Origin of the sequence: Kitasatospora sp. NPDC090091, from assembly GCF_044747365.1 — a bacterium.
GTDB lineage: Bacteria > Actinomycetota > Actinomycetes > Streptomycetales > Streptomycetaceae > Kitasatospora.
Window position 1 is genome coordinate 309,220 of record NZ_JBIVDY010000009.1, and the last position, 14,530, is coordinate 323,749.

General features: G+C 75.7%; 7 protein-coding genes. All 7 read right to left on the bottom strand.

The genetic code is table 11. The annotated features are described in order from the left end of the window. Window positions 1-37 precede the first annotated feature (37 nt). The gene (locus ACIPSC_RS18470) at window positions 38-1,735 is read right to left on the bottom strand and encodes an alpha/beta hydrolase (protein WP_400826793.1); all 1,698 of its coding nucleotides are present in this window, start codon (window positions 1,733-1,735) and stop codon (window positions 38-40) included. Window positions 1,736-1,815: 80 nt separating this feature from the next. Further along, entirely contained in the window at window positions 1,816-3,039 is a 1,224-nt protein-coding gene (locus tag ACIPSC_RS18475) for a hypothetical protein (RefSeq protein WP_400826794.1), read from the bottom strand. Between the two features lie 318 nt (window positions 3,040-3,357). Then, window positions 3,358-4,569 (bottom strand): DNA polymerase III subunit delta', encoded by a 1,212-nt coding sequence (locus ACIPSC_RS18480; RefSeq protein ID WP_400826848.1) that lies wholly within the window; start codon window positions 4,567-4,569, stop codon window positions 3,358-3,360. Window positions 4,570-4,949: 380 nt separating this feature from the next. Continuing rightward, on the bottom strand, window positions 4,950-8,555 hold the full coding sequence (tmk, locus tag ACIPSC_RS18485; protein ID WP_400826795.1) for a dTMP kinase: 3,606 nt from the start codon (window positions 8,553-8,555) through the stop codon (window positions 4,950-4,952). A 168-nt stretch (window positions 8,556-8,723) separates the two neighbouring features. Beyond that, window positions 8,724-11,597 carry a type I DNA topoisomerase gene (gene topA / locus ACIPSC_RS18490; protein WP_400826796.1) on the bottom strand — a complete coding sequence of 958 codons (2,874 nt, stop codon included), beginning with the start codon at window positions 11,595-11,597 and terminating at the stop codon, window positions 8,724-8,726. Between the two features lie 473 nt (window positions 11,598-12,070). Continuing rightward, window positions 12,071-12,532: a DUF3592 domain-containing protein gene (locus tag ACIPSC_RS18495; protein ID WP_400826798.1), complete on the bottom strand. Its 462-nt coding sequence runs from the start codon at window positions 12,530-12,532 to the stop codon at window positions 12,071-12,073. 309 nt (window positions 12,533-12,841) lie between these two features. Beyond that, window positions 12,842-14,374 (bottom strand): methyltransferase, encoded by a 1,533-nt coding sequence (locus ACIPSC_RS18500; protein WP_400826799.1) that lies wholly within the window; start codon window positions 14,372-14,374, stop codon window positions 12,842-12,844. Between the last annotated feature and the right edge of the window lie 156 nt (window positions 14,375-14,530).

Consider the following 14,530-nt stretch of genomic DNA (forward strand, 5'->3'; position numbering starts at 1 on the left):
TCTGCTTGTTGTAAGCCCCACGCGCCGGCTGCGGCCATCACCCGCAGCGCTTGCCGTTCTCCGGCGCCTCGCCGCCCAGCAGGTACCGGTTGACGGCGCCGTCGACGCAGGCGTCGCGGCGGCCGTAGGCGGTGTGACCGTCCCCGTCGTAGGTCAGCAGCCGGCCGGACTCCAGCTGGCCGGCCAGGGACTGCGCCCACGCGTACGGGGTGGCCGGGTCGCGGGTGGTGCCGACGACCACGATCGGGGCCGCGCCGGCCGCCCGGACGGTGTGCGCCGAGCCGGTGGCCCGCACCGGCCAGTAGCTGCAGGTCAGCGCCATCCAGGCCATGTCGCGGCCGAACCGCGGCGAGGACTGTTCGAAGTCCGGCACCGCCCGCTGGACGTCGGCCGGGCCGGCGAAGGGGGCCGGCAGGTCCAGGCAGTTCACCGCCATGTTGGCGAACATCAGGTTGGGGTACGAGCCGTCCGAGCCGCGGTCGTAGTACGAGTCCGAGAGCCTGAGCAGGCCGGTGCCGTCGCCGGCCTTGGCGTCGGCGAGCGCGGTGCGCAGCCTCGGCCAGAGGAAGTCGGCGTACATGGCCTGGATGACGCCGGTGGTGGCCTGGGCCTCGGTGAGCCGGCGGCCGGAGTCGGTGGTGGGCAGCGGCCGCGCGTCGACCGCCTGGAACAGGGCGGTGAGTTGCTCGCCGGCCTGCTGCTCGGTCCGGCCGAGGGGGCAGTCCTCGCGCTTGGCGCAGTCCCCGGCGAAGGCCGCCCAGGCGGTCTCGAAACCGCCGGCCTGGGTGCGGTTGCCGCTGAGCGAGTCGAGCGACGGGTCCATCGCGCCGTCCAGCACGATCCGGCCGGTGCGGGTGGGGAAGAGCCCGGCGTAGGTCGCGCCGAGGAACGTCCCGTACGACTTGCCGACGTAGTTGAGCCGCTCGTCCCCGACCAGTGCCCGCAGGACGTCCATGTCCCGGGCCGCCTCGACCGTGCCGAGGTGGCCGAGCCGGTCGCCGGCCTGCCGGCGGCAGCCCTCGGCGAACTCCTTGTCGGCTGCCACCAGGGCGTCGATCTCGGCCTGGTCGTCGGGGGTGATGTCGACGGCGGTGTAGGCGTCCATCCGCTCGCCGTTCAGACAGGTGACCGGGCTGCTGCGGCCGACCCCGCGCGGGTCGAGGCCGACCAGGTCGTACCGGGCGCGCACACCGCTGTCGAAGCTACTCGCGGCGGCCTCCACGTACTCGACCGCCGAGCCGCCGGGCCCGCCGGGGTTGAGCAGCAGCGAACCGAGCCGGCCGGCGCCCGCTGAGCCCGGGCCGCTCCCCGAGTCGGCCGGGAGCGCCGGGGCCCGGACCGCCGACAAGGCGAGGTCCCCGCCCTCCGGGTGCGCGTAGTCGAGCGGCACCTTGAAGGTGGTGCACTCGAAGCCGTCGTCGCAGGGCTGCCAGTCGAGCTTCTGCCCGTAGTACGGGGCCAGCGCGGCGGGGACGGCCGCCGGGAGCGGTTCCAGCGGTGTGACGCCCGGCCGGGCGTCCCCCGCCGGGAGCGCCCCCGAGGCCGAGGCCGCAGCCGAGGACGACCCTCCACCGGCCGCCGGGCTCCGGGCGGCCGTCGACCCGGCCCTGTCCGACGAGGCGGAGCCGGGAGTGGACGCCGTGGTCGAGGTGGAGGAGCACCCGCCGAGCAGCAGCCCGGCCGCCGCCAGCAGCGCGGCCATCGCCGTCGTGTGCCGGTCCCGCTCTGCCCTCATCCGCTCCCCCTCGGGTGCAGGGGCGCGGCCGGTGCCGGCACCCCGGGTACGTCGAAGCGTAGTCCTCGCCGCGGCCCTGCTCAGGACGCCTTGGCCAGGGTCTCGGCCAGGTACTGCACCGCCTGCCGGACCAGCCGCAGCCGCTCCCGGTCCGGCGTGTAGTCCTGGACGTTGTCGGAGATCCGCACATCGGCGCGGGCCGCCGCGCCGGTCCCGCCGCGCAGCGCGGCCTGCAGCTTGCGGGCGGCGTCCAGCCCGGCGGCGTCGGCCTTGGCGGCGGCCAGCAACAGCTTGGGGGCGGCGTTGGCGGGGGCCTCGGCGCCGGTCAGGGCCAGCGCGGCGGTGTCGAACCGGCCGGAGACCGCGGCGGCCGCGCCGTACAGGTCGGGGCGCGCCAGGCCGGCGGCCACGGCGCAGGGCGCGCCGCCCTCCACCCCGAGCGTGCCCCAGGAGGCCGGGCCGGGCGGCAGCGTGCGGAAGGCGGCCGCGATGGTGGCGCGCAGCGCGGCGTCGTCGGCGACGGCCTGCGGTGCCGCGGCGACCAGGTCGCAGGGGTGCTCGGTGCCGCTCGGTGCCTCGGGGGCGACCAGGATGAACGGGCGGGCCTTGCCGGTCTGCACGGCCGAGCTCAGGCCGTCGAAGACGTCGGGGACCTCGGCGTCGGCGGTCTTCCGCGGGGCGGCGGCCTGCATCACGACCACGGGGAACCGGGCGTTCGGCTCCTTGGCGTACTGGGCCGGCAGCCAGACCCGGACGTTGCGCGGGTGTCCGTCGGGCCCCAGGACGGCGGACTGCAGCAGTTCGCCGCCGCCCGGGTGGCCGACGCTGTCGAAGCGGCTGGTCACCGGCGGGGCCGCCGGCACGGCGCCCGGGGCGGATGCGGCAGCGGGTACGGCGGGCACGGCAGCGGGAGCGGCGCCGGAACCGGGCGCGGGCGCGGTGGCCGGCGCGCCGTCGGCCGCCGGGGGCGCCGCCTGCCGCCCGCCTCCCGCGGCGGCGGCGTCGGCCGGGTCGGCGGCCAGCTCCGCGGACCCGGACCCGGACCCGGACCCGGACCCGGACCGCGACTCCGACGACCCGAGCGCCCCGAACGTCCCCAGCGCCGTCAGCACGGTGAGCAGCGTGACGAAGACGCCGCAGACCATCGCCCCGGCCGCCCGCAGCAGCATCGGCCGCTGGTCACCGGTCAGCTCGTAGGTCTCGGCGGCCCGCAGGTCGCGCCAGCGCTGCAGGGCGCCGCGGGCGAGCCAGACCCCGCCCGCGGCGGCGGCGAGCAGGGGAACGACGAGGAGCGAACGGACCATGGGACGCACCGCCTCGGGAGGAGGGCCGGGCCACCGGTGGGCGCCGGTGCCGGACGGGACGCGACGGCCCCGCCGTCGGGGCGCAGTCGGCCCCAGCGTGCAAGACGACCCGGCGGTCACACGCCGGTGTGCGCGGCGCGTACCGCCCGTTCACTCGAAGGTGGGACGTACGGCTAGCGCGGGAAGCCCTACCCGGGGCGGCCGCCGCGGGGCTCGACGGCCCGGAGCGGGCCGGGGACCGGGGCGGCCGACGAGACGCCGCCCGTCCGCGCCCCGGCCGGCCCGGGCGGTTCAGCCCAGCGGTTCAGCCCGGGCGGTTCAGCCCGCCCGCAGCGCGACCGTCATCGCCTCCACCGCGAGCAGCGGGTCGACGTTGCGGTCCAGCGCCTGCCGACAGGCCAGCACCGCCTCGATCCGCCGCAACGTGCTCTCCGGCGGACCTGCCTGGGCGACCCGGTTCAGCGCCTGCCGCTGGTCCTCGTTGGACAGCGCGCCGGCCGAACCGAGCTGCAGGGCGAGCACGTCCCGGTAGAACCCGAGCAGGTCCAGCAGGGCGACGCCGAGCGTCTCCCGGCGGGTCCGGGTGGCGCGGCTCTTCTGCCGCTTCTCCAGCTCCTTGACCGCCCCGGCCATGCCGCGCGGGGCCTTGCCGCCCTCGGCCGCGCCGTACGCGGCCTTGAGGTCGTCGGTCTCCTTGGCGTCCTGGGTCTCGGCGAGCGCCTCGGCGTCGGCCTTCGCGGTGTCGACGAGGCGCTGGGCGGCGGCCAGGCAGCCGCCGAGGTCGGAGACCTCCAGCGGGATCCGCAGCACCTCGGTGCGCCGGGTGCGGGCCTGCTCGTCCACGGCGAGGCGGCGGGAGCGCTCGATGTCCCCCTGCCCGGCGAGCGCGGCCAGCCGGGCGGTCTCGGGATCGACGCCGTCGCGCCGGACCAGCATGTCGGCGACGGCCTCGGCGGCGGGCTGGCGCAGCACCAGCAGCCGGCAGCGCGAGCGGATGGTGGGCAGCACGTCCTGCACGGACGGCGCGCAGAGCAGCCAGACGGTGCGCGGGGACGGTTCCTCGACGCCCTTGAGCAGGGCGTTGGCGGCGGCCTCGGTGAGGCGGTGGGCGGCGTCGACCAGGATCACCGACCAGCGGCCGCCGGTCGGGTAGCTGGACGCGCGCAGCACCAGGTCGCGCATGTCGCCGACGCCGATCGACAGGCCGTCGGTGCGGACGTACTTCACGTCGGCGTGGCTGCCCGCCATCACGGTGTGGCAGCCGTCGCAGAAGCCGCAGCCGGGCGTGCCGCCGAGCGCGAGGTCGGGGCTGGTGCACTGGAGGGCGGCGGCGAAGGCGCGGGCGGCGGTGGTCTGACCGGCCCCGGGCGGACCGGTGAACAGCCAGGCGTGCGTCATCAGCGAGGCGTTGCCGGCCGGCTCGGGTGCTGCGCCGCGGCCGGCGGCGACCGTGGCCCCGGCCGCCCGGGCGGCGGCGGTCAACTGCTCGACCACCCGCTCCTGGCCCACCAGGTCGTCCCAGACGGCCACTGCTGCTCCCAAGCTCGGTACGAGCCACCTCGTACGGACTGCTGCCTCGTGCTGATCGCCCTGCGCGGGCTGCCCCGCGTGAACTCCGCCGCGCGGAACCACCGATGCGGAATCCCGGTGCGAAATCCCGGTGCGGACGCCCGCGCCCGCCCGGACCGGCCTGTCTGCCGTGTCCGCGCCGCCCCGGTGGCCGCCGTGCCCCGGGGCACGCGGCCCGGGGCGGTTTCCGCCGTCGAGCATACGTGGCGGGAACGACAGCGGGCGGTGCCGCCGGAGCGCCGCGCCCCGACCGCACCGCCCACCGCCGTTCCGGCTCGTTCGGCCTCCGACGTGTCGGGCCGTCGCCTCCGCCGACCGGCGGCCGCCGGCCCTGCGCCGGGTCAGCCCCGGCGCCGCCAGCGCCGGCCCTTGCCCTTGTCCCCGCTCCCGTCCTGCCCGTGGTCGCCCTGACCGGGCTGAGCGGGCTGAGCGGGCCGGCCGGGGTCACCCGGCTGGCCGCCCTCGTCCGCCGTCCCGGAGCCGTAGCGGACACGCGGGTCGCGGAGGCCGGACTCCGCCGGCCCGCCCTGCTCCCAGCGGGCCCACTCGTCACGGGAGCCGAGCAGGGTGTCGGTGAGGCTCGGCAGGTCGTCCATCGGCGTCTCCTCGGCCCAGGAGGGCCGGGGCCGCGGCTCGACGGCCGGCTGCTGCTCCTCGTCGTCGACCACGGGCAGCTCGCGCGTGCTGTCGACCGGCTGCTCCTGGGCGGCGCGCCCGGCCGGCTCGTCCCGCCAGAGACCCGGCGGCACCCGGTCGGCCGGACCGGCCGAACCCGCCGGACCGGCCGAACCCGCCGACTCGATCCGGGGCAGCAGCTCGGTCCGGTCGGTGGCACCACGGTCGGCGTCCGCCGCGGGAATCCGGGGCAGCACGGCCGTCTCGTCCACCGCGGCGGGAGTCGCCGGCGCCGCCGGCGTACCGGGCACGACCGGCAGCTTGGCCGTCGCGTCGACCTCCGAGGCACCGCCCGCCCGAGACCTGTCGGCCCCGGCACCGCTCGCCGGAGCGCCAGTGCTCTGAGCCCCACTCGCCGGAGCCCCGCCGGCCGCAGCCGCCTCGGCGGCCCGGACGGCCGCCCGGCGGTCCCGCTCGGAGATCTCCTGCGTGGCGTCGTCGGCGCCCCGCTCCTTCACCACCCGCAGCTCGGTGGTCACCGCGTCACCGGGCGCCGGAGCCGGGGACGGAGCCGGAGCCGGCGACGACGCCGGAGCCTCGGCAGCAGCCGCCCGCTCCGCCCGCTCGGCCGCCTCCGCCGCAGCGGCGGCAGCCGCCGCCAGCGCCGCGGCCTGCGCCAGCCGGGCCTCCTCGGCCCGCTGCAGCGCCTCCTCGGCACGACGGCGCTGCTCCTCGCGCTGCAGCTCCCGCTGCCGCTGGAGCTCCGCCTGAGCGGCGGCCTCCTCGGCGAGCCGCTTGCGCTCGGCGGCCTCGGCGGCCAGCCGGGCCTCCTCGGCCGCGCGGAGCTTCGCCTCCTCCTCGGCGCGCCGGCGTGCTTCCTCCTCCGCCTTGCGCCTGGCCTCCTCGGCCGCCTTGCGCGCCGCCTCCGCGGCCTTGCGCTCGGCCTCCTCCTTCGCCAGCCGCTCCTTCTCCGCCTGCTCGGCCCGGAGCTGCTCCAGCAGCTCCTGCCGCTTGCGCTCGGCGGCCTCGGCCTCGGCCTTCTTCCGCGCCTCCTCGGCCGCGCGGCGCTCCGCCTCCTCGCGGGCGAGCCGCTCCTGCTCGACGCGGGCGGCCTTCTCCTGCTCGGAGAGCGGCAGCTCGCGGTCGAGCCGGTGGCGGATCGCGGTGGTGACGAAGCCGGGCTGCTGGCTGCCGTCCACGACCAGGTAGCGGGCCGGGTCGGCGGCCGCCAGCGCGAGGAAGCCCGCGCGCACCCGCTGGTGGAACTCGGTCGGCTCGGACTCCAGCCGGTCCAGCGCCTCGGTGAACCGCTCCCGCGCCTTGGTCGGGTCGACGTCCAGCACGACGGTCAGGTCGGGCAGCAGCCCGCCGATCGCCCAGCGCGAGATCCGGGCCACCTCGGTCGCGGCCAGGTCGCGGCCGGCGCCCTGGTAGGCGATGGAGGAGTCCATGTAGCGGTCGGTGATCACCACCGCGCCGCGGGCGAGCGCGGGCCGGATCACGTTCTCGACGTGCTCGGCGCGGTCGGCGGCGTAGATCAGCGCCTCGGCGCGGTGCGAGAGGCCGGTGTTGGCGACGTCCAGGACGAGGCCGCGCAGCCGCTGGCCGACCGGGCTGCCGCCGGGCTCGCGGGTGAGCACCACCTCGTGACCCTTGCCGCGGATCCACTCGGCGAGCGCCTGCGCCTGGGTGGACTTGCCGGCGCCGTCGCCGCCCTCCAGCGCGATGAAGAAGCCAGTACCGGTCGTCCGGTGCGGCGGGAGCACGGCACCGCCACGGACGGCGTCCAGCAGGTCCCGGCCGAACGGCGCGGTGCCCCGGCGGTCGTCGGTCTTGAGCAGCACGACGGCGGCGAGCACCAGGGTGAGCAGGCCCGCGGTGGCCACCGCGAGGGCCGCACCGCCGTGGATGAAGGTGAACGAGCCGGGCTCGACCGTGCCGTACTCGACGTTCCCGTAGGCGGCGGCGATCAGCGGGACGACGACCAGCGCGGCGGCCACCACCGCCCGCAGCACCGCGAACAGGTGCTCGGTGACCTTCGGCAGCCGGGCCTCCTCGACCTCCTGGGCGAGCAGGGTGCGCCCGGTCGAGACGACGATCCCGGCGGCCAGCGCGGCCAGCACGGTCAGCAGCAGGACCAGCACGAAGTTCAGCACCAGGCCCGCGAGGATCAGCGCGACGCCCTCGACCAGCAGCGCGAGCGCGAGCAGCCGGCGGCGGGAGAGCGCGGGCAGGGTGGCCCTGGTCATCCGGACACCGAGCGCCGGGACGCCGACGGCGGCCAGCACCAGCAGACCGTAGCCGATCGGCCCGGCGCGGTGCTCGGCGGCGGTCAGCAGCGCGAGCGCGGTGACGCCCGCCATCGAGGCGTACCCGGCGGCGACCGCGAAGGTGAAGTACGGGGCGGAGCCGGTGCGGCCCTTGCGCAGTGCGGGGCCGGGCGTGGAGTCGGTCGGCGCGCGCAGGCCCTGGAGCGGGGAGTGCGGGGCGACGGCCACCGGGCCGCCGGACAGCTGCTGCAGGTAGACCCGGACGGCCGAGACCGCGAACAGGGCGGCCGCGCCGAGCGCGGCGAAGGTGGTCTGGTGGGCGCGCAGCCAGTCCGAGCCGAGCGCGGCGAAAACGTTGTTGACCAGGGTGAGCGCGACCAGCGCGGCGGCGGCCAGGGACACGGTGCCCCAGCCGGTGCGGCGGTCCAGCGTCCGGACGGTGTCCAGGTCGGCGGCGGACGGGCGCTGCTCGGCGGCCGGTGCGTACGGGTTGGCCGGGGGGAGCAGGCCCGGCACGGCGGCGGCCTTGGCGATCGCCCAGACCCGCTCGGCGGCGCCGGTCACGAAGACCGTGCCGAGCAGCACGTAGGTCGCGGCGCCGGACGGCCTCGGGCCGGAGCCCAGCCAGACGATCCACCAGGGCGCGATGCCGACCAGCACGGCCCGCAGCACGTCCGCCCCGAAGAGCGTCCAGCGGCGGTCCAGCTTCCCGGCGAGCAGGCCGTGCACCGGGCCGAGCAGGGCGACGCCGACCAGCCCGGTGGCGGCCACCCGGGTGGCGAAGACCGCGGCGACCGCGAAGGCGAGGTTGCGCGGCAGGTCGCCGAGCTGGCCGCCGAGGGCGGCGGCGATCACGGTCAGGGCGAGCAGCACCAGGAACCCGAGCCGGTCGGCGGTGCCGCCGATCAGCTGGGTGGTCCAGAGCCGCCGGTACGGGCGCAGCCGCAGCAGCGCGCGGGCCCGCTCACCGGGGGTTCCGGCGGGCACGACCTCCAGGAGGTCGGGCGAACCGGGTCTCGCGGCCGCGGGGGCGCTGGGGGTGGGCTGCTCCTCGCTCGTCATACGGTCAGCGTAGCGGTCGGGGCAGGCCGGAAAAGAGGGGAGCGGGCCTCCGGATACCGGTCATTGCAGGGTTGTGACGCAGTCCGCACGGCTCCTCGACGGCCGCGGGCCCGCGCCTCTCCCGGGGAGGGAGGGGCACGGGCCCGGGGTTCCGCCGGCGGGGGCGGATCAGCCCTCGTCCGTGGTGGTCTCGCTCGTCGCGGACTTGCTCGCCGCGGTCTTCTTGGCGGCGGTCTTCTTCGCGGTCGCCTTGGCCGTGGCCGTCTTCTTTGCCGCGGTCTTCTTCGCCGCCGTCTTGGTCGCGGCGGTCTTGGTGGCCGTCTTCTTGGCGGCCGCCTTCTTCGCCGGGGCCTTCTTGGCGGCCTTCTTCACCGGACCGCGCGCCCGCTTCTCCGCCAGGAGCTCGTAGCCGCGCTCCGGCGTGATGGTCTCGACGTCGTCGTCCTTGCGCAGCGTGGCGTTGGTCTCGCCGTCGGTGACGTACGGGCCGAAGCGGCCGTCCTTCACCACCACCGGGCGCTCGCTGACCGGGTCGGTGCCCAGCTCCTTGAGCGGCGGAGCGGCGGCGGCCCGCCCGCGCTGCTTGGGCTGCGCGTAGATGGCCAGGGCCTCCTCCAGGGTGACCGTGAACATCTGCTCCTCGTCGGCGAGCGAGCGGGAGTCGGTGCCGCGCTTGAGGTACGGGCCGTACCGGCCGTTCTGCGCGGTGATCTCCACGCCCTCCGCGTCGACGCCGACCACGCGCGGCAGCGAGAGCAGCTTCAGCGCGTCCTCCAGCGTGACGGTGTCCAGCGTCATCGTCTTGAGCAGCGAGGCGGTGCGCGGCTTCACGGCGTTCTTGCCGGTCTTGGGCGTGCCCTCCGGCAGGATCTCGGTCACGTACGGGCCGAAGCGGCCCTTCTTGGCGACCAGCATGTTGCCGCTGACCGGGTCCGGACCGAGCTCGTAGTCGCCGCTCGGGCTGGCCAGCAGTTCCTCGGCCAGCTCGACGGTGAGCTCGTCCGGCGGCAGGTCGTCCGGGATGTCGGCGCGCTGGCCCGGCTCGCCCTCGACGGCGGAGGCGCGCTCGACGTACGGGCCGTAGCGGCCGACCCGCAGGGTGATGTCCTCGCTGATCCGGAACGAGCTGATCTCCCGGGCGTCGATCGCGCCGAGGTCGGTGACCAGCTCCTTCAGGCCGCCCAGGTGGTCGCCGTCGCCGTTGCCGGCCTCGGCGGCGCCGCCGGTGGCGTGGCCCTCGCCCTCGCCGAAGTAGAAGCGCTTCAGCCACGGGACGGACTGCGCCTCACCGGCGGCGATCCGGTCGAGGTCGTCCTCCATCTTCGCGGTGAAGTCGTAGTCGACCAGCCGGCCGAAGTGCTTCTCCAGCAGGTTGACCACGGCGAAGGAGAGGAACGACGGCACGAGCGCCGTCCCCTTCTTGAAGACGTAGCGGCGGCCGATGATCGTGTCGATGATCGAGGCGTAGGTGGAGGGGCGGCCGATCTCCCGGTCCTCCAGCTCCTTGACCAGCGAGGCCTCGGTGTAGCGGGCGGGCGGCTTGGTCGCGTGGCCCTCCGGGGTGAGCTGCTCGGCAGCCAGCGGGTCGCCCTCGGTGACCTGGGGCAGCCGGCGCTCGCGGTCGTCGAGCTCGGCGTTCGGGTCGTCCGCGCCCTCGACGTAGGCCTTGAGGAAGCCGTGGAAGGTGATGATCTTGCCGGAGGCGGAGAACTCGGCGTCCCGGCCGTCCGAGGCGCGGCCTCCGACCTTGACGGTGACCGACTGGCCGACCGCGTCCTTCATCTGGGAGGCGACGGTGCGCATCCAGATCAGCTCGTAGAGCCGGAAGTCGTCACCGGTCAGGCCGGTCTCGGCCGGGGTGCGGAAGCGGTCGCCGGACGGGCGGACGGCCTCGTGCGCCTCCTGCGCGTTCTTCACCTTGCTGGCGTAGGTGCGCGGCGCGTCCGGCAGGTAGTCGGCGCCGTAGAGCTGGGTGACCTGCGCGCGGGCGGCCGCGACGGCGGTGTCCGAGAGGGTCGTCGAGTCGGTACGCATATAGGTGATGAAGCCGTTCTCGTACAGCTTCTGGGCCACCTGCATGGTCCGCTTGGCGCCGAAGCCCAGCTTGCGGCTGGCCTCCTGCTGCAGCGTGGTGGTGCGGAACGGCGCGTACGGCGAGCGGCGGTAGGGCTTGGACTCGACGCTGCGGACGCTGAACGCGGTCTGCTCCAGGGCGGCGGCCAGCGCGCGGGCGGCCTGCTCGTCCAGGTGCAGGGTGTTGGTGCTGCTCGCCTTCAGCCGGCCGTCCGGGCCGAAGTCGCGGCCGCTGGCGATCCGCTTGCCGTCGACGGCGGAGAGGCGGGCGCCGAAGGTCTCCGGGTTGGCGGCGTCGGCCGGGGTGCGGCCGGTGCCGAAGGTGCCGACCAGGTCCCAGTAGGAGGCGGAGCGGAAGGCCATCCGCTCGCGCTCGCGCTCGACCACCAGGCGGGTCGCGACCGACTGCACGCGGCCTGCCGAGAGCTTCGGCATGACCTTCTTCCACAGCACCGGCGAGACCTCGAAGCCGTAGAGGCGGTCGAGGATGCGGCGGGTCTCCTGGGCGTCGACCAGGCGCTGGTTCAGCTCGCGCGGGTTGGCCACGGCCTCCTGGATCGCCGACTTGGTGATCTCGTGGAACACCATGCGGTGCACCGGCACCTTGGGCTTCAGGACCTGCTGGAGGTGCCACGCGATGGCCTCGCCCTCGCGGTCCTCATCGGTGGCGAGGAAGAGCTCGTCGGACTCCGCGAGCAGCGACTTCAACTTGCTGACCTGGGACTTCTTGTCAGCGTTGACGACGTAGATGGGAGCGAAGTCGTGGTCGACGTCCACGCCGAGGCGGCGCACCTCGCCGGTGTACTTGTCCGGGACCTCGGCCGCCGTGCTGGGCAGGTCGCGGATGTGCCCGACGCTCGCCTCGACGATGTAGCCGGGGCCCAGGTAGCCCTTGATCGTCTTCGCCTTGGCCGGCGACTCGACAATGACGAGTCGCTGTCCGTGCGCGGTCTCGCTGCTCGGGGACACCTTCGCTCTTCTCTCCCGGTCGTTATGTGAGCTGGTCGGCGCTGGCAGCACGGGCTGCGCTCCGCCCGACCCCTCCACCGTCCCGGGGCTGCCGCTGTACGACGACCCCACCAGCGGAGTGTGACCGTACCCCGGCCACCCTTGTCAAACGGACGGATCCTGCTTTTTCACCGGCAAGGCCGACCGACGCCACTCGAACGGTAACCCGATGATGGAGGATCGCGCCCCGTGGAGGGGGGCTTCGGCGGGTTTCGAAGGATGGAATGACGGATTTCAAGATCTGTCAACGGAGATTCGCCGCACCGGCGGCGGGGGCGGTGGCGGTGATAGAGGTAGGGGTGGGCGCACGGCGTGCGGCGTCGGGTGGACCGACCGACCGGGGTGGCCGGGCGGGGCCCTGGACGGGCGCCAAGGGCGGGTGTCCGGGGCGGGGGCCAAAGGGCGGGTGTCCGGGGCGGGGGCCCGGGTGCGGCTCAGCGGGTGGCGACGGCCGCCAGCAGGAGGGCGCCTGCAGCCAGGAAGCCGGCACCGAGCGCCGCCCACAGCAGATCCGTCAGAGCGGCCCGGCCCGTCTCCGCCGCCGCCAGCACCACGCGGGTCGGACGACGCGGGTCATAGGCGACCCGAACCGAGGCCCCCGGCACCAGGCCCGGCGGGCGGCGCAGCGGGGTGTGGCCACGCGGCCGGGTGATCACCGCCTCGGCGCAGCGGGCGGCACCGGGCCCGCCGACCGCGGCCAAGGTGGAGAAGGAGAGCAACGGCGCACTGTCGAGTTCGCCGTGCGCGTCGGTCTCGGCCACCACGGTGGCCACCGCCGGCACACCGCGCCGCCGCAGCCGGTGACGAAGGCGCACTTCAGCGGCGCACCAGAGCAACAGCGCGCCCCCGAAGAGCGCGAGCACCGCGCCGCCCACCGTCGCCGTCGTCGGCTCCACCCCTCGCCCCCAGCTCTGTCCACAGCCTGTGGACAGAGCCTCACAGTCAACGGCCAACGAGGGACAGACGTTCGACGACTGCCGGGCAAATCGGGGGCTACCGCGAGATGAACCCGAATGGCCTGCCCGTGCCTCCCCGGCGACGGACGGACGGACCGAGGACGGCGGACCTGCCCAGGAGCGCGGGTGACCCGAGAACTCCGAGCAGCCCGAGGAGTGCGGGTGACCAGCGAAGTGCGGGTGACCGGAGGAGGCGGGAACGCGGGTGGCCCGGGCTGCGGACAGCCCGGGCCATGAACGGTCGGTCGATCAGGCGACCGGCTGGATGAAGCCCTGCTCGGTGAGCAGCCGCAGCGACTCCGGCACCCGGTCGCGCAACACCACGCGGTCCTCGCCGAGCAGCTGCGCGATGGCGTCCACGATCTCCCCGGCCGACAGCGTGCCGTCGCAGACACCGACGAACCCGGCGCCCACCGTGTCCACCTTCGTCGCGCGCCGCATGCCGCGGTTGTGCCGCAGGATGACGTGCTCCGGATCCTCCGCCCCGGGTTCGCCGACCTGCTCCTGGACCACCTCGTCGGCCAGCACGTACCGGGCGGCCAGCAGCCCAGCGTCGTCGTGCGTCCGCAGGAAGTCCTGCCGGTCGAACCACTCGTCGATGTGCGGGCCGAGCGGCTGCTCGACCGGGTGCGGCCACTCCTCCACCCGCACGGTCGGCCGCTCGGCGCCGCTCGCCCGCAGCGTGATCCACCCGAAGCCGATGCCCTCGACCCGGCCCGCCTCGAAGGCGTCCAGCCATTCCCCGTACCGGGCTTGGTAGTCGCCGCCGGGGCCGCGATGGTCGCCGCCGTCGCGCAGCCACAACTCGGCGTACTGGGCCACGTCCTGGACCTCGCGCTGGACGATCCAGGCGTCCAGGCCGGTGCCCGCGACCCAGCCGGCCAGCCGCTCCTGCCAGTCCTCGCCCTTGACGTGCTGCCAGTTGGCCAGCAGCTGGCAGTAGCCGCCGGGCTCCAGGTGGTCGGCGGCCGAGCGGACCAGGCTGCGGCAGAGGTCGTCGCCGGCCATCCCGCCGTCGCGGTAGGTGAACCGGCCGGCCGGCGAGATCACGAACGGCGGGTTGGAGACGATCAGGTCGAACCTCCGCTCCCCGACCGGCTCGAAGAGGCTGCCGGCAGCGGTGTCGGTGTTCTCGAACCCGGAGAGTGCCAGGGTCAGTTCGGTGAACCGCAGCGCGCGCGGGTTGAGGTCGGTCGCGGTGACCCGCTGGGCGTGCCGGGCGGCGTGCAGCGCCTGCACGCCGGAGCCCGAACCGAGGTCCAGCGCCGTCCGGACCGGTCGGCGCACGGTGATGTTGGCCAGCGTGGTGGACGCGCCGCCCACGCCGAGCACCAAGTCCCGGCGGGCCACGCCGTGCGCGGTCTCGCCGGAGCCGATCCCGCCCGCGCCGCCGACCGCGCAGCCCAGGTCCGAGACCACCCAGGCGTCCGAACTGGGCAGGCCGGCGACCTCGTTGGCGTAGGGGCGGACGTCGACGGTGGCGCGCACCAGATCGCCGTCCGGGCGCAGCCAGCCGTCGGCCAGGCAGTCCTCGACCGGCAGGGCGGCGGCGGCCGCCTTGTACGGCACGGGCTGCTGCAGCAGGAACAGCCGCACCAGCGTCTCCAGCGGGCTGCCGCCGCGGGTCGCGCGCAGCGCCGGGACCGCCTCACTGCGGGCCAGCGCCGCATAGCCGGTGGGCCCGAGCAGGTCGAGGCAGCCGTCGGCGGTGAACGAGGCGGCGAGCAGCGCCTCGCGCAGCTTGGCGAGGCGGGTCGGGTCGAGAACGGGGCTACTGATCACCCCGCCATTGTCCCCCGGCCACCGCCCGCGCTCCCCCGCTCGGCCGGCCCGCCGGCGGGCGGTCCAGTGGCGGGCGGTCCGGTGGCAGGCGATCCGGTGGCAGGTGGTCCGGCGGCTGGCGGTCCGGCGGCAGGTGGTCCGGCGGCCGGCGGTCCG

Excerpts from the sequence above, each read along its gene's own strand:
- ACIPSC_RS18470 (WP_400826793.1), bottom strand. The coding sequence starts at position 1,735 with ATGAGGGCAGAGCGGGACCGGCACACGACGGCGATGGCCGCGCTGCTG.
- ACIPSC_RS18475 (WP_400826794.1), bottom strand. The coding sequence starts at position 3,039 with ATGGTCCGTTCGCTCCTCGTCGTTCCCCTGCTCGCCGCCGCCGCGGGC.
- tmk (WP_400826795.1), bottom strand. The coding sequence starts at position 8,555 with ATGACGAGCGAGGAGCAGCCCACCCCCAGCGCCCCCGCGGCCGCGAGA.